At 72.5% G+C, this 22,973-nt stretch carries 22 protein-coding genes; 9 read left to right on the top strand and 13 right to left on the bottom strand.

Annotated elements, in window-relative coordinates:
* Positions 1-53: 53 nt before the first annotated feature.
* Together dacB and ACN6LD_RS24550 are read left to right on the top strand one after the other, a co-directional pair.
* Positions 54-1,427: a D-alanyl-D-alanine carboxypeptidase/D-alanyl-D-alanine endopeptidase gene (dacB, locus tag ACN6LD_RS24555; RefSeq protein ID WP_445044283.1), complete on the top strand. Its 1,374-nt coding sequence runs from the start codon at positions 54-56 to the stop codon at positions 1,425-1,427.
* A 196-nt stretch (positions 1,428-1,623) separates the two neighbouring features.
* Positions 1,624-2,322, top strand: coding sequence for a LuxR C-terminal-related transcriptional regulator (locus ACN6LD_RS24550; RefSeq protein ID WP_445044282.1), 699 nt, complete (start codon positions 1,624-1,626; stop codon positions 2,320-2,322).
* A gap of 6 nt (positions 2,323-2,328) precedes the next feature.
* Here the strand turns inward: ACN6LD_RS24550 and ACN6LD_RS24545 are convergent, their stop codons facing one another.
* The gene (locus ACN6LD_RS24545; RefSeq protein WP_319195728.1) at positions 2,329-3,309 is read right to left on the bottom strand and encodes an SMP-30/gluconolactonase/LRE family protein; all 981 of its coding nucleotides are present in this window, start codon (positions 3,307-3,309) and stop codon (positions 2,329-2,331) included.
* 246 nt (positions 3,310-3,555) lie between these two features.
* On the opposite strand from ACN6LD_RS24545, the gene ACN6LD_RS24540 reads away from it, so the two are divergent.
* Positions 3,556-3,846 carry a zinc-ribbon domain-containing protein gene (locus tag ACN6LD_RS24540; RefSeq protein ID WP_057580857.1) on the top strand — a complete coding sequence of 97 codons (291 nt, stop codon included), beginning with the start codon at positions 3,556-3,558 and terminating at the stop codon, positions 3,844-3,846.
* A gap of 13 nt (positions 3,847-3,859) precedes the next feature.
* Here ACN6LD_RS24540 and ACN6LD_RS24535 read toward each other — a convergent pair whose 3' ends face one another.
* Entirely contained in the window at positions 3,860-4,945 is a 1,086-nt protein-coding gene (locus tag ACN6LD_RS24535; protein WP_319195730.1) for a sugar ABC transporter substrate-binding protein, read from the bottom strand.
* The gene (locus ACN6LD_RS24530) at positions 4,942-7,299 is read right to left on the bottom strand and encodes a SpoIIE family protein phosphatase (protein WP_319195732.1); all 2,358 of its coding nucleotides are present in this window, start codon (positions 7,297-7,299) and stop codon (positions 4,942-4,944) included. Before ACN6LD_RS24530 ends, ACN6LD_RS24535 begins: the two co-directional genes overlap by 4 nt.
* A 121-nt stretch (positions 7,300-7,420) precedes the next feature.
* On the opposite strand from ACN6LD_RS24530, the gene ACN6LD_RS24525 reads away from it, so the two are divergent.
* The 6 genes from ACN6LD_RS24525 (at position 7,421) to ACN6LD_RS24500 (ending at position 15,516) form a co-directional block, all read left to right on the top strand.
* Positions 7,421-8,512, top strand: a complete 1,092-nt coding sequence (locus ACN6LD_RS24525) for a sugar ABC transporter substrate-binding protein (RefSeq protein WP_319195734.1) — start codon at positions 7,421-7,423, stop codon at positions 8,510-8,512.
* 28 nt (positions 8,513-8,540) lie between these two features.
* Entirely contained in the window at positions 8,541-9,323 is a 783-nt protein-coding gene (locus tag ACN6LD_RS24520; protein WP_415924978.1) for an ATP-binding cassette domain-containing protein, read from the top strand.
* Positions 9,324-9,328: 5 nt separating this feature from the next.
* Positions 9,329-10,528 (top strand): sugar ABC transporter permease, encoded by a 1,200-nt coding sequence (locus tag ACN6LD_RS24515; RefSeq protein ID WP_319195737.1) that lies wholly within the window; start codon positions 9,329-9,331, stop codon positions 10,526-10,528.
* Positions 10,529-10,717: 189 nt separating this feature from the next.
* Complete coding sequence (locus ACN6LD_RS24510) at positions 10,718-12,976, top strand: nitrate- and nitrite sensing domain-containing protein (RefSeq protein ID WP_445044281.1); 2,259 nt, start codon at positions 10,718-10,720, stop codon at positions 12,974-12,976.
* Positions 12,977-13,087: 111 nt separating this feature from the next.
* A complete protein-coding gene (locus ACN6LD_RS24505) occupies positions 13,088-14,344 on the top strand; it encodes a right-handed parallel beta-helix repeat-containing protein (RefSeq protein WP_445044280.1) in 1,257 nt (418 codons plus the stop codon).
* A 104-nt stretch (positions 14,345-14,448) separates the two neighbouring features.
* Positions 14,449-15,516 carry a methyltransferase gene (locus ACN6LD_RS24500; RefSeq protein WP_445044279.1) on the top strand — a complete coding sequence of 356 codons (1,068 nt, stop codon included), beginning with the start codon at positions 14,449-14,451 and terminating at the stop codon, positions 15,514-15,516.
* Between the two features lie 112 nt (positions 15,517-15,628).
* On the opposite strand, the gene ACN6LD_RS24495 is transcribed toward ACN6LD_RS24500, so the two are convergent.
* The 10 genes from ACN6LD_RS24495 to ACN6LD_RS24450 form a co-directional block, all read right to left on the bottom strand.
* On the bottom strand, positions 15,629-15,961 hold the full coding sequence (locus tag ACN6LD_RS24495; RefSeq protein ID WP_319197272.1) for a TcmI family type II polyketide cyclase: 333 nt from the start codon (positions 15,959-15,961) through the stop codon (positions 15,629-15,631).
* Between the two features lie 21 nt (positions 15,962-15,982).
* Positions 15,983-16,462 carry an SRPBCC family protein gene (locus tag ACN6LD_RS24490; RefSeq protein ID WP_266719257.1) on the bottom strand — a complete coding sequence of 160 codons (480 nt, stop codon included), beginning with the start codon at positions 16,460-16,462 and terminating at the stop codon, positions 15,983-15,985.
* Between the two features lies 1 nt (position 16,463).
* The gene (locus ACN6LD_RS24485; protein WP_057580843.1) at positions 16,464-16,718 is read right to left on the bottom strand and encodes an acyl carrier protein; all 255 of its coding nucleotides are present in this window, start codon (positions 16,716-16,718) and stop codon (positions 16,464-16,466) included.
* 43 nt (positions 16,719-16,761) lie between these two features.
* Complete coding sequence (locus ACN6LD_RS24480) at positions 16,762-18,012, bottom strand: ketosynthase chain-length factor (protein WP_319197275.1); 1,251 nt, start codon at positions 18,010-18,012, stop codon at positions 16,762-16,764.
* Positions 18,009-19,277 carry a beta-ketoacyl-[acyl-carrier-protein] synthase family protein gene (locus tag ACN6LD_RS24475; protein ID WP_445044278.1) on the bottom strand — a complete coding sequence of 423 codons (1,269 nt, stop codon included), beginning with the start codon at positions 19,275-19,277 and terminating at the stop codon, positions 18,009-18,011. The genes ACN6LD_RS24480 and ACN6LD_RS24475 overlap by 4 nt, the downstream gene beginning before the upstream one ends.
* Positions 19,274-19,717 (bottom strand): cupin domain-containing protein, encoded by a 444-nt coding sequence (locus ACN6LD_RS24470; RefSeq protein WP_319197279.1) that lies wholly within the window; start codon positions 19,715-19,717, stop codon positions 19,274-19,276. Before ACN6LD_RS24470 ends, ACN6LD_RS24475 begins: the two co-directional genes overlap by 4 nt.
* A 72-nt stretch (positions 19,718-19,789) precedes the next feature.
* Positions 19,790-20,947, bottom strand: coding sequence for a SchA/CurD-like domain-containing protein (locus tag ACN6LD_RS24465; protein WP_319197281.1), 1,158 nt, complete (start codon positions 20,945-20,947; stop codon positions 19,790-19,792).
* Positions 20,948-21,082: 135 nt separating this feature from the next.
* Positions 21,083-21,715 (bottom strand): class F sortase, encoded by a 633-nt coding sequence (locus ACN6LD_RS24460; protein ID WP_445044301.1) that lies wholly within the window; start codon positions 21,713-21,715, stop codon positions 21,083-21,085.
* Positions 21,716-21,959: 244 nt separating this feature from the next.
* A complete protein-coding gene (locus ACN6LD_RS24455; RefSeq protein ID WP_445044277.1) occupies positions 21,960-22,421 on the bottom strand; it encodes a hypothetical protein in 462 nt (153 codons plus the stop codon).
* A 134-nt stretch (positions 22,422-22,555) separates the two neighbouring features.
* Positions 22,556-22,973: aromatic-ring hydroxylase C-terminal domain-containing protein (locus ACN6LD_RS24450; protein WP_445044276.1), on the bottom strand; the 418-nt coding region annotated here is incomplete at its 5' end.

The following is a 22,973-nucleotide window of genomic DNA, read 5'->3' as shown; positions in this document are numbered from 1 at the left end:
GTGCGCCGGAATTCCCTTGCGCAGGCCCCCCACGAAAGCCCTGAGAAACCCCCATGGACGACATAATGCCGGACTCCCCCACCACCTCCTTCACGCCGGGCGGTCGGCGCAGACACCGCAAGGCGCGGCAGAACGGCGCAGGCCTGCCCCGGGCGCTCGTGCTCGCGCTGGCCGTGCCCGTGACGTCCGCCGCCCTGGCCGGCCCTTCGGCGTTCGCCGCGGACAAGGGCGTCGGCACGACGGCCAAGGACACCTCGCCGGCCAAGGGCCCCGGCACGGACGACCAGCAGATGGCCGCCAACCTCGCGACCCGGGTGCTGGACCAGCGGCTCGGCTCCGACGTCAGCGGCGTGGTCCTCGACGCCGACTCGGGGGTCTCCCTCTGGGACCACAACGGGGCGACGGCGCTGATGCCGGCGTCCAACGTCAAGCTCGCGACGTCGACCGCCGCGCTCACCGTGCTCGGCCCCGACCACCGGTTCACCACCAAGGTCGTCTACGGCGGCGGCACCCTCACTCTCGTCGGGGGCGGCGACCGCACGCTCACCGGCGCGGACCTCGGCGAGCTGGCGAGCAGCGCGGTGGCCGGCCTCAAGGCGGCCGGGCTGACGTCGGTGAAGGTCGCCGTGGACGACAGCCTCTTCCCCGAACCCACCCTGGCGAACGGCTGGAACGCCGGTTACTACCCCGACTCCGTGGCGCCGGTGCGCGCGCTCGTCGTCGACGGGCACGGCGTGCAGGACACCTCGCTGGACGCCGGGCAGGCGTTCGCGCGGCAGCTGACGGCGGCCGGGGTCACCGTGGACGGCGCCGTCGCCCGGGCCACGGCGAAGGCGACGGACTTCCCGGTCGCCCGGCACCGGTCGGCGCCGCTGTCGGACATCGTCCACACGATGCTCAAGACCAGCGACAACAACATCGCCGAGACCCTGCTGCGGATGACCGCCCTGGGCGCGGGCCGTCCGGCGACCTTCGAGGACGGCACGCAGGTCGTGCGCCAGGTGCTGAGCAAGCGGTACGGGGTGTCGCTCGACCACTTCGAGATGTACGACGGCAGCGGCCTGTCCCGGGCGGACCGCATCCCGGCCGCCACCCTCGCGGACATCCTCGAGCTGCTGACGAAGCCGCAGAACGCCCGCGTCCTCGGCTCGGTCCTGGACGGGCTGCCCGTCTCCGGCGAGGCCGGCAGCACCCTCGGACCGGAGTGGGGCCGCTTCGACGACGTGAACTCCAAGTGCGCGGTCGGCAAGGTGCACGCGAAGACCGGCACCCTCACCGGGGCCATCGCGCTGAGCGGCCTCACCCAGGGCAAGGACGGCAAGTGGAAGGTGTTCTCCTTCGTCGAGAACGGCTCCACCGCCAACCCGAACGACATCAAGGACGCGATGGACGGTCTCGCCGCGACCGTGAACGGCTGCTGGGCCTGACCGGTCGTCGGGCAGGACACGGGAGGGCCGGCCGCCGGAAGGCGCCGGCCCTCCCGCCTTGCACGATCAGCTGTGACGCACACCACAAGGAAACGATGCCGTTTCGATGGCCCGGAGAGCTATTCTGACCCACAAGTGAACGAAACAGTTTCGTTCCGAAGAGGCGTTCACCCCCACCGCATGGAGAACGACAGCCATGGCCTCCGTACTCATCGTCGACGATCAGTCCCTCCAACGCGTCGGCCTGCGCATGCTGCTGGCCGGGGTACCCGACCTCACCGTCGTGGGCGACACGGCGAGCGGCGCGGAAGCGGTGCGCATGAGCGCCGCGCTCCGTCCCGACGTCGTCCTGATGGACGGCCGCCGTCCGCTCGCGGACGACATCGAGACCATCCGCCGCATCGCCCGCCCCGCCCCCCTCGCCGTGGTCGGCGAGACGGCCCGGCCGCCCGGCCCCCCGCCGCGGGTGCTGGTCCTCACCTCCACCAGCGACGCCGGCTACGCGTACGCCGCACTGCGCGCGGGCGCCGGCGGCTTCCTGCTCAAGGACGCCACCCCCGACGAACTGACCGCGGCCGTCCGTGCGGTGGCGGCGGGGGACGCCGTCATCACGCCCGAACTGACCCGTGCGCTCATCGACACCGTCCGCCACGAGCGCGCCGCGCTCCCCCGCGACGGCGCGCCCGGACCGGACGCCCTCACCGAGCGCGAACGCGACGTGCTCGTCGCGGTCGCCTGCGGCTGGTCCAACGCGGAGATCGCCGCGCGGCTGTCCATCGCCCCGACCACCGTCAAGTCGCACGTCAGCCACATCCTCGCCAAGATCGGCGCCCGCGCCCGCGTCCAGGCGGTCGCCTTCGCCTACGAGTACGGCCTGGTGCACCCGGCGGCCTGACGCGGCCTAGCGCCGGGCGCGCTGGTGCACCTGGGCCAGGAGGAGGTTGGGGTCCTTCTGGGTGAAGTACGCCGCGCTGGTGACGTAGGCGGTCCTGCCGCGTACGACCACGGCAGTGGGGTTGGACAGTCCGGCCTGGCGGTCGAGGACGACCTCGTGGGCGCCGTCCGGGTGGACCAGGGCGACCTCGCTGCCGCCGATCAGCGCGGCGAGCGCCGTGTCGCGGCGCCGGTCGACGAACCCGAAGTCGTCGATCGCGTAGAGGCCCGTCGCACGGGTCTGGATCGCGCAGGCCGAGCCGTCCTCCCCGACCGGGATGCGCAGCAGCGTTCCGGCGTTGGTGTTGGACACCCACACGGCGTCGCGGTGCAGGCGCAGGCCGTTGACCCCGACGCGGGCCGCGGGCGGCGCGTTACGCGGCTCGAGCGCGGCTCCCTGGGCCCATGCGGTGGGCTTGCCGCCCGCGCGCGGGACGCGCCAGACGGTGCCCAGCACCGAGTCGGCGACGTAGAACACGCCTCGGCGCTCGTCGAGGGCGAGACCGTTGGGGAACCCCGTCGCCGGCAGCTGGGCGATCTGGCGGGGCTTGCCGCCGCCGGCGGGGACACGCCAGATGCCGGTCGCGCGGGTGCCGGTGGCGTAGGTGACGTACAGGGCGCCGTTCTGGGCGCGGGCGATGCCGAGGACGACGGCCCTGCCGACGACGGGCGTGGAGGCGTTCGGCACCGCGGGCAGCGTCGCGAGGAGCCGCTTTCGGCCCTCGCGGGTGACGTTGACGACCTGCCGTGCCGTCGAGAACGTCAGGTCGGCCGAGCCGTCGGGTTCGAGCGCGACGTTCTCCGGAGACTCGCCCTTGGCGAGGTCGAAGTGGGCGACGACGCGCGGCGCGGACACCGTCGGCTCGTCGCCGGCGGCGGGAGCCGTGGCGAGCAGCCCGAGGGCGAGTGCGGCGGCGGTGATGCCCGCCGAACGAGGAAGTCGGGGCATGGGACCTCTTCTCGGAGGAAGCCTGAACCGCCGTTGTGCGGCGGCCAGACGACCATGGCGGCGTCCCGGCGGCCTCCACCGCCGTCGCGGCCGGGAGATCGCCCGCGTGGCCCAGGGCATCGACCCTCCTGCCGCTCACCCGGGTGATCCCGCGATGCAGCAGACTGTGCTGTGCTACAGCCGTCCCGAAGGACACCCGGACGGTCACCCGTCCGGACGGACACCCACCCCAGAAGGAAGCACGACGTGATCATCTTCGGCACCAAGGGATACCTCTACCAGCTGGCGATACTGACGCTGGTGTGCGGCCGCTGCGGCAACCCCGCCGCGCACACCCTCAGGAAGCGGGTCACGAAGTTCACCCTGTTCTTCGTGCCGTTGTTCCCGATCTCCTCGAAGTACGCGACCCAGTGCACCTTCTGCGGCGCGGAGCAGAAGGTGGCCAAGGAGCAGGCCGAGCAGCTGCAGGCGCAGGCCGCCGGTCACGTCGGCGGTCAGGCGTACGGGCAGCCGCAGCAGCAGCCGTACCAGCACTGACGTCCGACCGGGCTCACGGGGTGAGTCCGACCCGGTCGCAGGCCGCGCGCAGTCGCGGGGTGCAGATCTGGGCGGCGGTGTAGACGCCGCTCTCGACGAGGACCGGCTCGATGTCCTCGGCCGTCACGGAGGTCGGGGTGAGCAGGACCGACGGGATGTCCTCGGTGGTGGGGCTGTCCACGGTCGTGGTGGCCCTGTCGCGGGGATCGTCGCCCCGTCCGACGGCGACGGCCATGGCGGCGACCGCGGACGCCTCGTCCTTGAACGGCTTGTACACCGTCATGTACTGCTCGCCCTTGACGATCCGCCGCACGGCGTCTAGGTCGGCGTCCTGACCGGTGACGGGCGGGAGGTCGGTGACGCCGGCGCTCTTGAGCGAGGAGATCACGCCCGAGGCGATGGCGTCGTTGGCGGCGAGCACGCCGTCGATCCCGTCCGGGCCGAGGGCCGCGACGGCGGCCGACATGTTGGCGTGCGCGTTCTGCGCGCTCCAGTCCAGCGTGTTGTAGGACCTGGCGATCGTCACCCGGCCGTTGAGGACGGACAGCGCGCCCTTGCGGTACAGGGCCGCGTTGGGGCTGGTGGGGTCGCCGTTGACCATGACGACGTCGGCGTCCTCGGCCCGCTTGCCCAGGGCGTCGAGGAGCGCCTGGCCCTGGAGCCGGCCGACCTCGTGTCCGTCGAAGCCGACGTAGCCGATGACAGGGCCCTCGGCGAGGCGGTCGTAGGCGACGACGGGGACGCCGGCCTGGCGCGCCTCCTGGATGGAGGAGCGCAGCGCCCGGGTGTCGGCGGCGTCGAGGATCAGGACCTTCGCGCCCTTGGTGACCATGGACACCATCTGCTGCCGCTGTCTGGTCACGTCGTTCTCGGCGTTGGCGTATTCCACCGTGCAGCCCGGGCACAGCTTCTTCACCTGCGCCTCGATGAGCGGTCGGTCCGAGTGCTCCCAGCGCGGCACGGCCCTGCTGGGGAGCAGCAGGCCGACGGTGAAGCCCTCGCCGGAGCCGCTTTGCCCTCCGCCGTCGCAGGCGGCCAGGGGCAGGGTCAGAAGGGCCGCGCCGACCACCGCGGCGGCGTATCTGCGTCGGGTGCTCACGGCACTGCCTCCGGTACGACGATCTCGCTCCACACTTGTTTGCCGCCGGCCACCGGGACCGAGCCGAACGTGTCGGACATCGCCTCGACCAGCAGCAGGCCGCGACCGCCGGTGGACTCCCAGTCGACGATCACGGGTTTGGCGGGGGCGCGCGGCGAGGAGTCGCTCACGCAGACGCGCACGCGGTCGCCGCGCAGGATCAGGTCGAGACGGACCGGCCCCTGCGTGTGCACGAGGGCGTTGGTGACGAGCTCGGAGACGACCAGCAGCACGGCGTCGGCGGCCTCCTGGACCTGCCAGCGGCGCAGGGTGCGCGCGGTGAATCGGCGGGCGTGCATCACGGCGTCGGGCAGTCGCCACACCATCCAGCCGGCCCGGATGGGGCGGGTCTTCATGCCGTCGTAGCGCAGGAGCAGCAGCGCCACGTCGTCCTCGCGGCGGCCGGCGTCGCCGAGGAGCAGGTCGGCCGTGCGGCCGAGGTCCGCGGGGTCGGCCGCGGCGAGGGCGGTGCGGGTGCGCCGCATGCCCTCGTCGAGCGGGAGGTCGGCGGCCTCGACCAGGCCGTCGGTGACCAGGGCGAGGACCGTGCCGGGGGTCAGTTCGACGGCCGTCATGGGGAAGTCCGCCTCGGCGAGGATGCCCAGTGGAGGGCCGCCCGCGACCTCGACCTCCTCGGTCTCGCCGTCGGGCCGGCGCAGCAGGGGCGCCAGATGGCCGGCCCGCACGAACAGGGTGTTGCCCTCCTCCATGTCCAGTTCTGCGTAGCAGCAGGTGGCGAACAGGTCGGTCTCCATGCCGACGAGGAGCCGGTTGGCGTGGGAGACGACCACGTCGGGCGGGTGGCCCTCCATGGCGTAGGCCCGGACCGCCGTCCGCATCTGGCCCATGATCGTGGCGGCTCCGGCGCTGTGTCCCTGCACGTCTCCGATGACCAGCGCCACCCGGTCCTGGGAGAGGGCGATGACGTCGTACCAGTCGCCGCCCACCTGGAGGCCGCGCCGGGCCGGCAGATAGCGGGCGACGGCGGTTCCGCCGGGGAGTTCGGGCAGGCGCCGGGGCAGCAGGCTGCGCTGGAGCATCGTGGCGAGTTCCTGCTCGGCGTCGTGCGCGTGGGCCCGTTTGAGGGCCTGGCCGACGAGGGCGGCGGTCGCGGTGAGCAGCGACCGCTCCTCGGGGACGAACTCGTGCGGCCGGTCCCAGCCGACCAGGCACACGCCGGCGACGCGGCCCTTGGCCGGCAGCGGCAGGACGGCCAGTCCGCCGGGGCCGATGCCGGACAGTCCGGGTTCGAGGTCGGTGTCGGTGGGCCACAGGTCCATCCGGCCGTCGAGCAGCGCGTCCCGCAGGGTGGGCAGGGCGCGCAGCGGGGCGTCGGGCCATTCGGTGCGCCACTCCGCGCGCCAGGCCTCGGGCCAGGCCGTGGGCTGGGGCGGGTCGAGGACGGTGACCATGAGCCGGTCGTCCTGCAGCGCGGCGAGGGCGACGCGGTCGGCGGCCAGCGGCTCCCGCAGGGCGGCGACGACCACGCGGCCGACGTCGCGCACCGTGGCGGCGTCGTCGAGGGCGGCGGTCAGCCACTGGATGCGGGAGACGTCGTCGGCTCCGCGGCGCAGCACCGGGGTGGCCGTCACGACGCCGAGCACGCCGTCCGGCCGGCCTTCGGCGGCCGGCGCGGTCCGGCAGCTCAGGCTCAGCCAGCGCATCTCGCCCTTCGGGCCGCGGACCCGGAACTCCAGGTCGCGCCGGCCGGACTCCAGGTCCGCGGGCTCCAGGACCGTCATCAGGGCGTGCATGTCCTCCGGCAGGGCGTGGGCGAGCAGGGTGTCGGCCTTGCCGTCGAAGTCGTCGGGGGTGATGCCGACCAGCTCGAGCAGGGTCTCGTCGGCCTCGATCAGGCCGGTGTCGGGGAAGAGGACGAAGGAGCCGACGCGCAGGCTGTGCAGGGCGGGCGCCAGCAGGGACGCCGTTCGCGGCGGTTCGGCGGCCGGTTCGAGCAGGACGGCGACGGCGTCGGCGTACCGCTCCAGGAACCGGCGCTGTTCGTTCTCGAAGCCGTCCGCCGAGGAGCCGAGGACGAGGAGGCAGCCCAGACGTCGGCCGTCCGCGTCCAGGGGGAGCGCCCCGAGCGGGCCGGGAGGGGTGTCGGCGGGCAGCCAGAGGGGGCGGTCGGTGCGGAAGGCGAGGACCGCGGGCGAGTCACCGGACAGCGGCAGGCGCTCCGGCGGTCGCTGTCCGGAAGGCGTTCCTCCGGACGTGTCCACCAGCCGGAGTTCTCCCTCGGCGGCGCCGGGCGCGTAGACCGCCGCCAGCGTCGCTCCGGCGAAGGTCAGGGCCCGGTCGAGGCATGTCCGCAACGTACCTCCCGTCCTGCCGCAGGTCCCGACAGGTTGAGATCGGGGCACCCACCCACCAGAATCGCATATAAGGATCAGCCGAACATATCCACCCTATTGTCGTCTACGGCAGGTATCGCATATGAAGGCCTGCATTCGGGACACGGTGATGGCCCTGACCGTGCTCTGCGCGGCGGCGGTCCTGGCCGCCTGCGGGGCCGACGCCGACAGCGAGCCCCGCGACGGCGGGAGCGGGCCGCGCATCGGCCTGCTGCTGCCGGACGCCACCACGCCCCGCTGGGAGGGCCAGGACAGGCCGCTGCTGGAGAAGCGGATCGCCCGACTGTGCGACGACTGCGAGGTCGAACACGCCAACGCCAAGGGCGATGTGGCACTCCAGCAGGAACAGATGGATTCGATGATCACCAAGGGCGTGGACGCCATCGTGCTGGTGGCCGTGGACGCGCGCTCGCTCGGACCCGCGGTCACCAAGGCCCACGAGGCCGGCATCCCCGTCATCGCCTACGACCGGCTCGCCGAGGGCCCCATCTCGGGCTACGTCTCCTTCGACGGGGTGGAGGTCGGCAGGCTCCAGGGCAGGGCCCTGCTGCGAGCGATGGGCGACAAGGTGCCCGGCGCCCAGATCGTCATGATGAACGGAGACCCGAGCGACCCCAACGCCAGGGCGTTCCAGCGGGGCGCGCTGTCCGTGCTCGCCGGAAAGGTGAAGATCGGCAAGGCGTACGACACCCCGCAGTGGCGGCCGGAGACCGCGCACATGAACATGTCCGGGGCGCTCGCGGCGCTCGGCCCCGACGCGATCGACGGGGTCTACGCGGCCAACGACGGTCTCGCCGGCGGCAGCATCTCCGCCCTCAAGGCGAACAAGGTCACCCCGCTGCCGCCGGTCACCGGGCAGGACGCCGAACTTCCCGCGCTGCGCCGCATCGTCGGCGGCGACCAGTACATGACCGTCTTCAAGCCGTTCGGGCCCGAGGCGGCGGCCGGCGGCTCCATGGCCGTGGCGGCGGCTCGCGGGGAGAGCCTCGAACCCGTCGCCACCGGCGAGGTGCCGACGCGCGACGGGGAGGCCGTCGCGTCCGTGCTGCTCACGCCGGTGTCCGTGACCGTCGACAACATCGGTGACACGGTCGTCAAGGACGGCCTGCACACCGTCCAGCAGATCTGCACGCCTCAACTCCGGGCCGCCTGCGACAGGGCCGGACTCACCTGACGCCGCGTCCCCCGCTCCCGGGAAGAAGGTGGTTTGCGTGCCGGATCCCCCCTTGCTGGCGCTGCGCGGGGTGTGCAAGCGCTTCGGCGTCGTCAAGGTCCTCGACGACATCGAACTGGAGATCCACTCCGGCCAGGTCGTCGCCCTGCTCGGCGACAACGGGGCCGGCAAGTCCACCCTGGTCAAGGTGATCTCCGGAGTGGCCCCCGCGGAGAAGGGCGTCATCGAGTGGCGGGGCGCGCCGGTGCACATCCGGCGTCCGCACGACGCCCGCGACCTCGGCATCGCCACCGTCTACCAGGACCTCGCGCTGTGCGGGAACCTCGACGTCGTCGGGAACCTGTTCCTCGGCCGGGAGATCCGCCGGTTCGGGTTCCTCGACGAGGTGGAGATGGAACGCCGTACCCGACAGCTGCTGGATCGCCTGACCCGGGGCATGCCCGATCTGCGCGGCCCCGTCGTCTCGCTCTCCGGCGGTCAGCGGCAGACGGTGGCCATCGCCCGCTCGCTCCTGGGCGACCCGAGGATCCTGCTCCTGGACGAGCCGACCGCGTCCCTCGGCTTCGAGCAGAGCACCGAGGTCCTCGACCTGGTGGACCGGTTGCGCGACCGCGGGCTGGGCGTGCTGCTCATCAGTCACAACATGGGCGACGTGAAGGCGCTCGCCGACCGTGCCGTCGTGCTGCGCCTGGGGCGCAACAACGGCTTCTTCGACGTGAACACCGCGTCGCAGGAACAGATCGTCTCGTCCATCACCGGCGCAACGGAGAACGTGCCGCGCCGTCCGGCCGGCCGGGAGGCGGGGTGGTGAAGAGCATGCGGGCAGTCGCCCGCGCGATGGAGAGCGGAGTGACGGTGTTCCGGCGCAAGCTGAGCGCCGGCGAACTGGGTTCGCTCCCCGTCGTCCTCGTCCTGGCCGTCGTCTGGATCACCTTCCAGTCCCTCAACGAGAACTTCCTCTCGCCGCGCAACCTGTCCAACCTCAGCGTGGACATCGTGGGCACGGGGCTGATCGCCGTCGGCATCGTGTTCGTGCTGCTGCTCGGCGAACTCGACCTCTCCGTCGGCTCGATCAGCGGCCTGGCCGCGGCCGTCTTCGCCGTGCTGAACGTGAACCACGGGGCACCGGAATGGCTCGCGCTGATCGTGGCGGTCCTGGCGGGCACGGTCGCGGGGACCGTGCAGGGCTACTCCATCGCCCGGACCCGGGTGCCGGCGTTCGTGGTCACTCTGGCCGGCCTGCTCACCTGGAACGGCCTCATGCTCGCCATCCTCGGCGACAGCGGCACCGTCAACCTGGACGAGAACGGCCTGATCGCCAAGCTGACCAGCTACTACTTCACTCAGGACGCCGTCGCCTACGGCCTCGCGGCACTCGCCGCGGGCGCCTACTTCCTCGCCTGCGACCGGGACCGACGCCGCCGCCGGGCCGTCGGCATGCCGCACCGCTCACTGCGCGGCACCCTGGTGCGCACCGCCGGGCTCGCGGCGGTCGCCTTCACCGTCGCCTACCTGCTGAACCGGTTCCAGGGGCTGCCGCTGGCCCTGCTGGTCTTCCTCGTGGTGGTGGCCGGCCTCGACGTCATGCTGCGCCGCACGCACTACGGACGGCAGGTGTACGCGCTCGGCGGGAGCGTCGAGGCGTCCCGCCGGGCCAGTCTCAGCGTGACCTGGGTGCAGACGGCGGTGCTCGCGGTCTCGGGCACGATGGCCGCGGTCGGCGGCCTGTTCCTGGCCTCGCGCATCACCTCGGTGAGCCAGAGCTCGGGGTCCGGCGTCCTGCTGGTGAACGCCATCGCGGCGGCCGTCATCGGCGGCACCAGCCTGTTCGGCGGACGCGGCACCACCTGGTCGGCGGTACTGGGCATGCTGGTGATCCAGTCGATCGCGTCCGGCATGGCGATCACGGACACTCCCCCGGCCGTCCAGTTCATCATCACCGGCGGCGTGCTGTTCGCCGCGGTGGTCATCGACGCCCTCTCGCGCCGCTCCCAGGAGTCCCACGGCCGCGCGTGAGCTGTGCGCCGCCCGCACGCCACGGTCGCGGTCGTGTGCAAAGTCATCCCGTCCCCGGTGGCGAACGGAACGCCCACGGCACTACTTTGGTGAAAGTTGCACCACTTCTGAACGCAGTGCTGCCGACGCGCCGTAGTGAGGGGTACCGGCGCGTCACGCGCGAGGCGTTCCACAGGCGACGAGGACGACGTGCCGAACAACTCACCCGCAGCCGAGGGACGGAGATCCCTCACCCGCAACTGGCCCGTGGGCAGACGACTCCGCGCCGTTCTCCTCATCCCGGTGCTCGTCGCCCTCGTCTTCGGGGGCATCCGGGTGAAACGTTCGGTGGACACCTGGCAGGACGCCGACGACGCGGTCCGTGTGGCCGAACTCGTCCAGGCCGCCAACAGGTACGCGAGCGACGCGATCAACGAACGGGACGTGGCGGTCATCCCGCTCGTCGCGGAGAAGAAGGAGTCGGCCGCCGTCGTCCGGGCCCGGAAGATCACCGACGCGGACGCGAAGGCGTTCGACGCGGCGGTCGCCCGGATGCCGCAGACCAGCGGCCTCCTGCGGCGTGTGCAGCTGGTGCGCGAGGGCGAGAAGCAGTTCACCGCCGTACGGGCCAACGCGTTCACCTCGCGGATGTCCGGGGTGCAGACGGAGGAGAGCTACCACACCGTCCAGCACCCCCTGATGGAGATCTCCAACGAACTCGGGTTCGGCAGCGACAACCAGGCCAGCTTCGGCCGGACTCTCTACTCCGTGTCCCTGACCCAGGCCGCCGAGTCCCTGATCCGGTCGATCGGCACGCACCTGCTGGTGGAGGACCGCGACGCCCTCGCCCCGGGCGAACTGGAGACCCAGCTCGCCTCCTTCCGCTCGTACGCCTACCTCGAGCAGGTGGGTCTGCAGGAGTACACGGGCGCCGCCACCACCGAGGACATCGCGCGGCTGCAGCAGGCGCTGACCGACGCCGGGGCCCGGGGCAAGCAGCAGGCCGCGGCGGCCGCCGCGCAGGCCGAGGCGGCGGGGAAGACCTACACGGCTCCCCCCGCCATGGAGGAGATGATCGCCGAGATCGCCACCGGGAAGCCCGCCGCGGAACTCGCCGGGCAGGGCATCACCGCGGAGTCCTTCTTCGCCTCGTCCACCCTGGGCTTCGACGCCTACCGCAGCGTCCAGGTGCATCTCACCGACACGGCGCTCGCCAGCGCCCAGGACATCGCCGACCAGGCGCGCGGGGACGCGATCACCAACGCCGCACTCGTGCTCGCCTCGGTGCTCGTCGCCTTCCTCCTCGCCACCTGGGTGGCCCGCACGATGGTGACCGGCATGCGCCGGCTGAGCGCGTCCGCCATCGAGATCGCCGGACAGCGGCTGCCGGCCCTGATCGACCAGCTGTCACAGGCCGACCCCGGCAAGGTGGACACCCGGGTCACCCTCATCGCGATCGACACCACCGACGAGATCGGCGAGGTCGCCCGGGCCTTCGACCACGTCCACCGCGAAGCCGTCCGGCTCGCGGCCGAGCAGGCGCTGCTGCGCGGCAACATCAACGCGATCTTCACCAACCTGTCGCGCCGCAGCCAGTCCCTGATCGAGCGTCAACTCGCCATGATCACCAGTCTGGAGGACAACGAGACGGACCCGGAGCAGCTGGAGAACCTCTTCAAACTGGACCACCTCGCCACCCGGGTGCGCCGCAACGGCGAGAACCTCCTGGTGCTCGGCGGGGAGAGACCCGCCCAGCAGTGGGACCGTCCGCTGCCACTGGTCGACGTCATCCGCGCGGCCTCCTCGGAGGTGGAGCAGTACGAGCGCATCCGGTTGGCCGGCCTGCCGGAGGCCCAGGTGCAGGGTCCGGCCGTGACCGACCTCGTGCACCTGCTGGCCGAACTGCTGGAGAACGCCACGGCGTTCTCCTCCCCGCACTCGCCGGTGCGGGTGACCGGGTCCCGGCTTCCCGACGGCCGGATCATGGTCGAGATCCACGACGAGGGCATCGGCCTCGAGGCGGACGACTTCGCGGTGATCAACCACAAGCTGGCCAACCCGCCGACCGTCGACGTCGGCATCGCGCAGCACATGGGACTGTTCGTGGTCGGCCGGCTCGCCGAACGCCACGGCATCCGCGTCCAGTTGCGGCCGTCCGCCGAGAAGTCCGGCACCACGTGCCTGGTGATGCTGCCCGAAACCGTCGCCCACCGCCCGCCGGACGCGATGCCCGACTCCGACACCCTGGCGCTGGCCATGATCAAGGACGTCCCGACGGCCCGGGGCGCGGGCGGCGCAGGCCCCTTCGGCGGCCCGGACTCCGGCGACGCCTTCACCGACTACGAGGCCTGGCAGGACGATCCCGGCAGGGCGAGCCCGGTGCAGGAGGCGCCCGCGGCCATGCGTCCGCGGCGGCTCGCGCGCCGCTCGCCCGGGGGCCGTCGGCGGGGCCGGGGCGAGGGGCGCTGAGGACGCCGCCCGGGCGGCGCGCCCGCGACACGGTGACGGGGACACGCCGGACACGCCCTTGGATGGCCCATCCCGCCGGTTGACCCGGCATCGGGTCATAGCGTGCGCAATATGAAGAAATGCCATATCGCGTACCTGGCGTGCACAGCGACCCTTCTCGGAACGGGGCTCGGCGCCGCCTCCCCCGCCGCCGGGCATTCGGCGCACCAGGTGCATCTGGTGCATCCGGGACAATCGATCCAGCAGGCGGTGGACGCCGCGGCACCGGGCGACACCGTTCTGGTGGCCTTCGGCACCTACCGCGAGAGCGTCACCGTGAAGACGCCCGGGCTGACCCTGCGCGGCATGGGCCGCGGCACGGTCATCCGGCCGGCTGCCGCCTCCGGCACGACCGCGGCCGGCACAGGGGGCACGGCCACCGGCACGGGCGCCGCCAAGCCCGCCGCCAAGCCCGCCGCGAAGCCGGCTGCCGAGCCCGCGACGAAACCCGCCGCGAAGCCCGCGCCGAAACCCGGCGCCGAGACCGCGGCCGAACCGGTCGTCAAGGCCGCCGAGGGCTGCGCCGAGAGCGGCAACGGCGTCTGCGTCCTCGGCACGAAGGAACAGCACGTCGAGGACGTCACCGTCGCGAACCTGACCGTCACGGGCTTCACCCGGTCCGGCGTCTACGCCATGGCCGCCGACAACCTGACGGTGCGCAACGTCACCGCCGAGAAGAACGGCGTGTGGGGCATCGCCCAGGAGGGCTCCGTGCACGGCGTGTTCCGGGGCAACACCGCACGGGACAACGGCGACGCGGGCCTGTTTCTCGCCAACTCCGTCAAGGAGGAGATGGGCGCCGTCGACACCGAGGGAACGGTCGTCGCGCGCAACCGGCTCGAGGGCAACCGGATCGGCGTCACCGTCCGCCGGCTGCGCAACCTCACCCTCGCCGCCAACCGCCTCACCGGCAACTGCGCGGCGGTGTTCGTCGTCGGCGACGAGAACAAGCCGCGGGCCGGCCTGGTGACGGTGACGGAGAACCGCATCGAGCGCAACAACAAGTCGTGTCCGAAGACCGCCCGGCTGGACGCACTGCAGGGCTCCGGCATCGTCCTGACCGGCGCCGAGGACAGTCTGATCACCCGCAACGTCATCAGGGACAACGTCGGCGCGTCCCCGCTGTCCGGCGGCATCGTGCTGTTCAAGAGCTTCGTCGGCACCCCCAGCGAGCGGAACCGGATCAGCGACAACACGCTCGAGGGCAACGCCCCGGCGGACCTGGTCAACGCGGACACCGCAGGCAAGGGCAACACCTTCGAGGGCAACGCCTGCACGGCGTCGAAGCCCGCCGGCCTGTGCCGCCCGGCCGACCGCACCCGTCGCTGATCCGACAGCGCCGCACGGCCCCGAAGCACCCCAGGCACGTCAAGCACGTGAAGCACCTCGAGCACCACGAACCCCTGGCATCCGAGAACGAAGGAAGGCGGCACATGACGACCGTTCAGTCACCCAAGCTGTCGGACCCGCCCGAGCAGGACCCGCCCCCCGTCCCGCCGCCCTCCATGCGGATGCGGGAGCTCGCGTTCGGGGCCGCGTGCGCCGCCGCCCTGCGCGCGGCCGCCCGGCTGGGCGTCGCCGACGCCCTCGGCGACAGCCCGCTGCCCGTGGAGGACCTCGCGGCCGCCGTGAAGGCCGAACCCCGGCAGCTGCGGCGGCTGCTGCGGGCCCTGTCCTGCTACGGCGTCTTCGCCGAGCGGCCGGACGGCACGTTCGCGCACACCGACGTCTCACGGCTGCTGCGCGAGGACGACCCGAACAGCCTGCGCGCCATCACCCTGTGGTGCACCGAACCGTGGACCTGGGACGCCTGGCCGCTGCTGGACGAGGCGGTGCGCACCGGGCACAACGTGGTGGAGGGCCTGTACGGGAAGGAGTTCTTCGCCTATCTCAACGAGGACGCCCCGGAGTCCGCCGACGTCTTCAACCGCGCGATGACCACGTCCAGCGTGCAGTCGGCGCGCGACGTCGCGGCGTTCCTGGATCTGTCGGGGTGTGCGTCGGTCGCCGACCTCGGCGGCGGCCAGGGGCACGTGGTGGCGAGCCTCCTCGACAAGTACCCGGCGATGCGGGGCGCCCTGCTCGACCTGCCCAGGGTGGTGGAGAACGCGGTGCCGCGGCTGCTCGCGGGCGGCGACCTCGCCGACCGGGCCCGGATCGTGCCCGGCGACGTGCGCGAGGCCGTCCCGGTCGAGGCCGACGTCTACGTCATCAAGAACATCCTCGAGTGGGACGACGAGAGCACCGCCCGCACGCTGCGCAACGTCCGCGAGGCGGGCGGACCGGGCACCCGGGTCGTGGTCATCGAGAACCTCGTCGACGACACGCCGTCGATGCGGTTCAGCACCGCGATGGACCTGATGCTGCTGCTCAACGTCGGCGGGGCGAAGCACACCACCGAGAGCATGGTCTCCCGGCTGACCGCCGCCGGACTGGTCATCGACGACATCAGCCCGGTCAACCCCTACCTGCACGCGTTCGACTGCCACGTCCCGGGCTGATCCGGCCGCGCCCGCGCGACACCCGGCACGCCGGCCGCACCCGTGCCCCCGGACCACCGGTCGCCGGGCCCGCAGCGTCGCGGGCCCGGCGACCGGTGTGGTCCGGCGCGGCTCAGCCGGCCGGCTCGCGCTCCCAGAGGTAGAAGCGCTGCGCCATGGCGTCCTTGGGGGACCGCCAGGTCTCGGGGTCGTACGCGCTGACGTACGAGGACAGCCGCTCGCTGACGTCCCGGAACTCCGGATGCCCGGTGATCCTGGCGATGGCGGGCCCGGGGTCGCGCTCGGACTCGATGAGATGCATGTAGACGTCGCCGAACTGGAAGAGGCTGCGCCGGACGACGCCGACGAGCTGGGGAAGCTCTCCGCGGTCGGACTCCTCGAACACCTTGGCGATGTCGGGCGCCGATCCCGGGGCCATCCGGGCGACGATCAGTGCTTGGTGCATGGGGGCCGTCCTCCGTACGGGTCAGTCGGTCAGACCGGGCGTGGCGCCGCGCTCCGCGGCCGCCTTCTCGATGCGGTCCCGGATCAGGGCCATCTGGACCTTGGAGTTCCGGTTGATGTTGTCGGTCATCCACTCGTCGTCGACCGGCGCCTGCGGTTTCATCGCGAAGTCCTGCGTCCAGACCATCCGCGTGCCCGCCGGCACCTCTTCGTACCGCCAGTGGATGTCCATGTGGTCGAAGGGTCCCGTCTCGACCCGGCGGGCCTTGACCGTGCGGGTGTCCCGGTCCGGCTCCCGTTCCGAGACCCAGCTCCACACGGTGCCGTTCTCGTCCGGGTGCATGGTGAGCCGGAAGGTGGTCTTGCGGCCCTCACGGGACAGGATCTCGACCGAGGCGTACTCGCTGAACAGCCGAGGCCAGTTCTCCAGGTCGTTGGTGATCTCCCAGACCAGTTCCAGGGGCGCCGCGATGGTGATCTCGTTCTGCGTGTGTCCGGACATCTCACGCTCCTGTCATGAGTGCGCTGTTGACGAGGTCGAGGAACTGCCGGGGCGTCTTGGAGCGCTCGGCGTCCGGGGGCATCGGCGTGCCGTACCGGTTCTCCAGCTCGCCCACGATGCCCAGCAGCCCGAGCGAGTCCACGCCCAGGGTGGCGAAGGCGGTGTCCTGCTGCCGGAGCTCGTCCGGCGCGACGGTGACGCCGGCGGACTTCTTCATGAGTTCGGCCAGCTCTTCCACGGTGATGCGGTCGGTCATGGGGTTCCTCTCCTCTGCTGCTTCCCTGCTGCGCGACGCCCCGCTACGAGGCGTCGGCGACGCCGTGCCGCAGCACCAGCGCCGAGTTGGAGCCCATGAGCCCCCGGCTCAGGACCAGGGCCGTGCGCACCTCTGCGGTGCGGGCGCGGCCGGTCACGAGGTCGAGGTCATGGCAGATGTCGAAGACGTTGGGGGTGGGCGGGATGAGACCGTGCTCCATGGCGAGCACCGCCGCCGCGGTGTCCATCAGCGGCGCCGCGCAGTAGCCGCGGCCGATACCGGTCTTGGGCGCGGTGACGGGCACCCGGGCGCCGCGCGGGCCGAGCGCGTCGACGATGGCCAGGGCCTCGGCGCGGTCCGCCGCCGGGACGCCGAGCGCGTCGGCGAAGACCACGTCGATCTCCTCCGGAGCGCAGTCCGCCTCCTCCAGCGCTCCACGGATCGCCTCGGCGAGGCCCTGCCGCGACTCCTCCCAGCGGGAGGCGCCGGTGAAGGTGGCCGCGTGCCCGGCGAGGAAGGCCCGCACCCGTGCGCCGCGCGCCCGGGCCGACTCCGCCGCCTCCACCACGACCATGGCGCCGCCCTCGGCCGGCACGAACCCGCAGGCCGCCGACGTGAACGGGCGGTAGGCACGGGTCGGGTCGCCGACCGTGCTGAGTTCCTCGTAGCCGAGCTGGCAGACCATCGAGTACGGCGCGATCGGCGCCTCGGTCGCCCCGGCCACGATCACGTCGGTGCCGCGCCGCACGGCCCGCGCCGCGTGGGCGAGGGCGTCGAGGCCGCCGGCCTCGTCGGCCGCGACGACCGAGCAGGGGCCCTTGAACCCGCGGCGGATGGAGATCTGGCCGGTGCTGGCGGCGTAGAACCAGGCGATGGACTGGTACGGGCCGACGAAACGGCTGCCCTTGCTCCACAGCTGCTGGAGCTCGCGCTGGCCGAACTCGCCGCCGCCGGAGCCGGCCGCGGTGACCACGCCGACGGAGTACGGCGCGGCGTCGGTCTCCGGCCGGCCGAGGCCGGCGTCGTCCAGCGCGAGGTCCGCGGCGGCCATCGCGAAGTGCGTGAACCGGTCGGTCTGGACGAGGTAGCGCTCCTCGATCGCCGCCGACGGGTCGAAGTCGCGGACCTGGCCGGCCACCCGCAGCGGGAGGTGCTCACAGCCCTCGCGGGTGACCTGCTCCAGGACGCTGATGCCCTCCTTCGAGGACTTCCAGAAGGTCTCGGTGCTGGTTCCGTTGGGCGCGACCACGCCGATTCCCGTGACGGCCGCGCGCCGTGGAAGGGGTTCGCTCATCGTGTCTTCTCCCTCGGCCGGTTCATGACCACCGCGGACTGGAATCCGCCGAACCCGCTGCCCACCGAGAGCACGCTGGAGAGCTTGCGCTCACGGGCCACGCGCGGGACGTAGTCCAGGTCGCACTCGGGGTCGGGCGTCTCGTAGTTCGCGGTCGGCGGTACCACCTGGTGGGCCAGCGCCAGGACGCAGGCGACGAGTTCGATCGCTCCGATGGCGCCCAGGGAGTGGCCCACCATCGACTTGATGGAACTCATGGGGGTGTCGTAGGCGTGCCGGCCCAGGACCCGCTTCACCGCGGCGGTCTCGTGGCGGTCGTTCTGCTTGGTGCCCGAGCCGTGCGCGTTGACGTAGTCGACCGCGGTGGCGTCGGTCCGCGCGTGGTCGAGGGCGTCCTCGATGGCCCGGGCCATCTCCAGTCCCTCGCTGGTCAGGCCGGTCATGTGGTAGGCGTTGCCGAAGGTGGCGTACCCGCCGAGCTCGCAGTACACGTGCGCGCCGCGGGCCCTCGCGTGCTCCAGCTCCTCCAGGACGAGCACCGCGCCGCCCTCCCCCATGACGAACCCGTCGCGGTCGGCGTCGAAGGGACGCGAGGCGTGGGCGGGGTCGTCGTTGCGGCAGGAGGTGGCCTTGATCGCGTCGAAGCAGGCCATGGTGATCGGGGAGATCGGCGAGTCCGAGGCGCCGGCGATGCAGATGTCCGCCCGGCCCTCCTCCACCGTGTGGAAGGCGTACCCGACCGCGTCGAGGCCGGAGGTGCAGCCCGTGGAGACGGTCTGCACCGGCCCCCGCGCGCCGAACCGCTCGGCCACCGTCGAGGCGAGGGTGCTGGGGGTGAACGCGCGGTGCAGCTGCGGGGCGGCCTGGCGGTGGTCGACGTCCCAGCGCTGTCCGTGATGGCTGACCAGCACGTAGTCGTTCTCCAGCCGGGTGGTCCCGCCGACCGCGGTGCCCAGGGAGACGCCCACCCGCCAGGGGTTCTCCGCCGCGAGGTCGAGACCCGCGTCCCGGACCGCCTCGTCTCCGGCGACCATCGCGAACTGGATGTAGCGGTCGCAGCGTTCGACGTCCCCGGCGTCCAGTCCGTGCGCCGCCGGATCGAAGTCGCACTCGGCGGCGATCCGCGACCGCAGACCGGCCGGGTCGAAGAACGTGATGCCCCGCGTCGCCGTGCGGCCCTCGACGAGGAGGTTCCAGAACGCGGGGACGCCTATGCCGCCGGGGGCGACGATGCCTATGCCGGTGACCGCCACCCGTCTCGTCATGACCGGACCTGACGTCGGCCGGCGGCCTCGGCGCCGATCACCACGGCCTCGGCGTCGGTCCCCTCGGTGTCGACGTGGCCGAGCGGCGGGCTAGGGGCCAGCGGGCCGAGGTGGAAGACCATCCGGGCCTCCACCTTGCCGACGTTGCGGAAGCGGTGGCGCATGCCGAGCGGGATCAGCAGTCCCTGCTCGGGCTGCAGCGCCTGGGCCTCGCCGTCGAGGTCGACTTCCAGCCGGCCGCACACGACGTACACGAACTCCTCGGAGTACGGGTGGTAGTGCTCGCCGATGCGGTCGCCGGGCTTGATGATGGCCAGGCCCATGAATCCACTGGTGGAGCCGACGGTGGCCGGGGTGAGCATGGCGCGCAGGTCGCCGCCGCGGCGGGTGTTGGGCTCGACCTCGCTGAGATCCACGACTCTGGGACGGGATGTGATCACGACGTTCCTCCGATGGTGTACTGCACCGAGGTGGGGGGGGCGGGTCGCCGCCCCGGCCCACGTGATGACGGATCAGGCGTCGGGCGACCGACGGTCGGTGACGAGGTCCATGCGCGCGCGCTCGATGAACCGCGCGAGCAGGGCGTCCTTCGCGCCGGCCGGGGCCGCGTCGGCGACGCCTTCCGCGAGCGTCGTCAGCTCGGCGGCCTGCGCGGGGTCGGACAGGCCGAGGGCCTGGCCGGGGTCGGCGCCGTCGAGTCCGCCGCGCACGTCGATCAGCCGTACGACGACGTCGTCGCGCTGGAAGATCGTGCTGCGCAGCACCGGGTTGCGCGGGTCGTCTGCCGCCGCCTCGTCCTGCCGGGCGAGCAGTTCGGCCAGCTTCATGCCGCGGTCCTTCCGGGCCGGGTAGTACAGGGCGTACCGCTCGGCCTGGGGGTCCTGCCGGTCCGCCGTCACATGGTGGACGGCCGGCAGCGCGGCCCGGGTGAAGAAGACCCGGGCGGACTCGGGGTCGTCGAGGTCCCGGTCCTGCTCCAGATAGGGGTTGATGGCCTCCTCCACGGCCCGCACCTCGGGCTGCCGGGAGACGTGGCGCAGCGCCGACAGCAGGTCGCCCCGCACCTCGATGGCCCGCACCACACGGTTGCCGTGCATGAACAGCGAGGTGCGGCACAGCCGGGTGGTGTCGTCGACCTGCGGCTCGGGCGAGGCGTAGTCGGCGAGGATCTTGGCGACGATGTCCTCGCTGCCGGGCTTGACGGTGAAGGTGAGCGCGTGCCGGATCACGCCGTCGCCGATCCGGGGCGAGGTCTGCAGCCGGCGGCGGTTCGCCTGCGCGTCCGCCGCGGGCCCGCCGGTCTCGCGGACCACGTGGAAGCGCAGCGACCTGGTGTCGCGGACGCAGCTGTGCAGCGGCTCCACCATCCGCACGTGTTCCTCGCTGTTCACCCAGGCGAGGAACGGCGGCGCGCTCTCCCACTCGCTGGTGATGAGCCACTGGGAGGGGTTCTCGATGGACTGGCACAGCTGGTCGCTCACGTGCCCGGGGACGGACGCGACCTGGTTGCAGAGCTGCTCGTAGGCCTCCAGGAACTGCTGCTGGGCGCCGTCGTAGACGTCGACCAGCAGGACGACCCGGAGCCGGGAGCCGTCGAACACGGACTGGGAGACACGTTGCGACGCCTGTCGCGCCCGCGAACCTGCAACACGTTCGGACGTGGTGGTCATCCTGCGCACATCTCCTTCGCGGAGGGGGAAGGGAACGTCGGCCGCGTGATGCGACGTCAGCGTTCCTCGATCGTGTGCCCGTCCCCGTGAGCGCGCGACCGGGGATGAACTACGTGGGTGACTGGCGGGCCTGCGTCACAGGAGATGCGCGAAGACGACCAGGTTGTCCGTGTAGTCCTTGACCCGGCGGTCGTACTCCCCCGCGCAGGTGATGAGCCGCACCTGCGCCTCCGGGGTGTCGCCGTACACGCGTTCGTCGGGGAAGTCGGCCTTCTCGAAGGTCTCCACGCTGTCCACCCGGAAGGACGGCTTGCTGCCGTCGGCCCGCAGGACCTGGAAGACGTCGCCCTCGGTCAGTGCGCTGAGCCCGGCGAAGACGGCGGCGGACGTCTTGGTGTCGACGTGCCCGGCGATGATCGCGGTGCCCGCCTCGCCGGGAGAGGCGCCCTTGGCGTGCCAGCCGACCAGGTTGACGTCGTCCGCCGGGGGCGGGTCCAGCCGGCCGCTGCGGCCGATGGCGAGGTCGGTGAAGGGGGCGTTCACGGAGATCTTCGGGATGAGCAGGCGTACCGGTCTCGATCGGCGCAGATGCCTGCCCGACGGCTCCGCGTCACGGGCGCTCGACGAGGACGGGGCCGGCGGGGCGGCGGCACGGGTGGCCTGACCGGAGGCGGCCTGCGGGGCGTGCGGGGGGCGTCCGTCGGACGACGGGCCGTTGCCGCCGCACAGGCTGATCGCGAGGAAGACGGCGGCGGTGGCGCAGAGCATCATCACGCCGGTACGGGAGCCCTTCTCCGATGAGGACGCGGAGGAAGCGGAAGGGCCGGAGGGCGACGGACGGGAGGAAGCGGGAGGGGTGGACGGTGAAGGGGAGGACGGTGAAGGGGGGACTGCCATCGGTGGAACACCTCATTCGGGCGCGGCAGCGGGGCGGACGGGCGCGGGAAGCGGGCCGGGCCGCCGCACGGGTGCACGGGCGGCGGCCGGGGCTTCGCTATCGCGGCCGGCATGGTCAGACCGCGCCGGTGGCGGTCCGGCGGCGCAGGGCGTAGAGGCCCGCGCCGGCGACGGCGAGGACGCCGAGTCCGGCCGCGGTCACCGAGGGGCCGACGAGGGCGCCGCCACCGGTGTGCATGCCGCCGCTGGGCTTCTCGTGCTCACCGCTCCAGCCGCCGGACTCCTCCTTGCCGCCCTCCCAGGAGCCCGAGCCTTGCTCGGCGGCGGCGCCGCCCTCGGTCAGGGCGCCGCCGCCGGTGTGCATCCCGCCGTGCGGTCCGTCGTGCTCCTTCTTGCCGTGCTCCTTCTTGCCGAGGTCCTTCTCGCCGAGGTCCTCCTCGCCGGACCAGGAGCCCTCCTCCTTGCTGACGGAGGAGGCGTGGTCCGTGTCCACGTCGGCCGCGTGGGCTCCCGGGGCGCCGAGGGCGAGGGCGGCCGAGGCCGCCGCGGTGGCCAGGATCATCCGGGCAGTGCGCATCTGATGGCCTTTCCGTCACGGCCGGGCAACCGACACCTCGTCAGCTCGTCCGACCCGACCGGGACGTGATCAACCGTCAGCCGACGGCCGCCGCGGCACCACTCGGGGCGTTCACTCGGGTGAAGGACACCGGCTCAGCCCAGCCCCAGACCGGTCTGCAGGACGCGGCGCAGCGTGGACTCGGCGTCCGGATCCGGGCCCGGCGACCGCCAGGCGACGAACCCGTCGGGCCGTACGAGCACGGCGCCCCCGCGGGGCGTGCCGTGGCGCTCCGCCCAGTCGGCGTCGCCCTCCGGTGTCAGGTCGGCATCGGGGCCGTCGCCCACCCGGTACGACCTCAGCGGCAGCGACAGTTCCTGGGCGAGGCGGCAGGCGGCCTCGTGCCAGCCGCTCGGCCGGGCGGCGTCGCTGAGCAGCACCAGGGACCGCTCGTAGAGGTCCAGCGTGGAGATCCGTTCGTCCCCGCGCCGCACCCACAGGTGGGGGGCTCGGCTGCCGGGCGCGCCGCTCAGGTCGAGGCCTTCCGGGACGACCGGGACCGTGGGGTGGGGG

The organism is Streptomyces sp. SAS_272, from assembly GCF_052543235.1.
The sequence above is the reverse complement of the archived record's forward strand: the minus strand, read 5'-3'. Positions and strand labels throughout refer to the sequence as shown.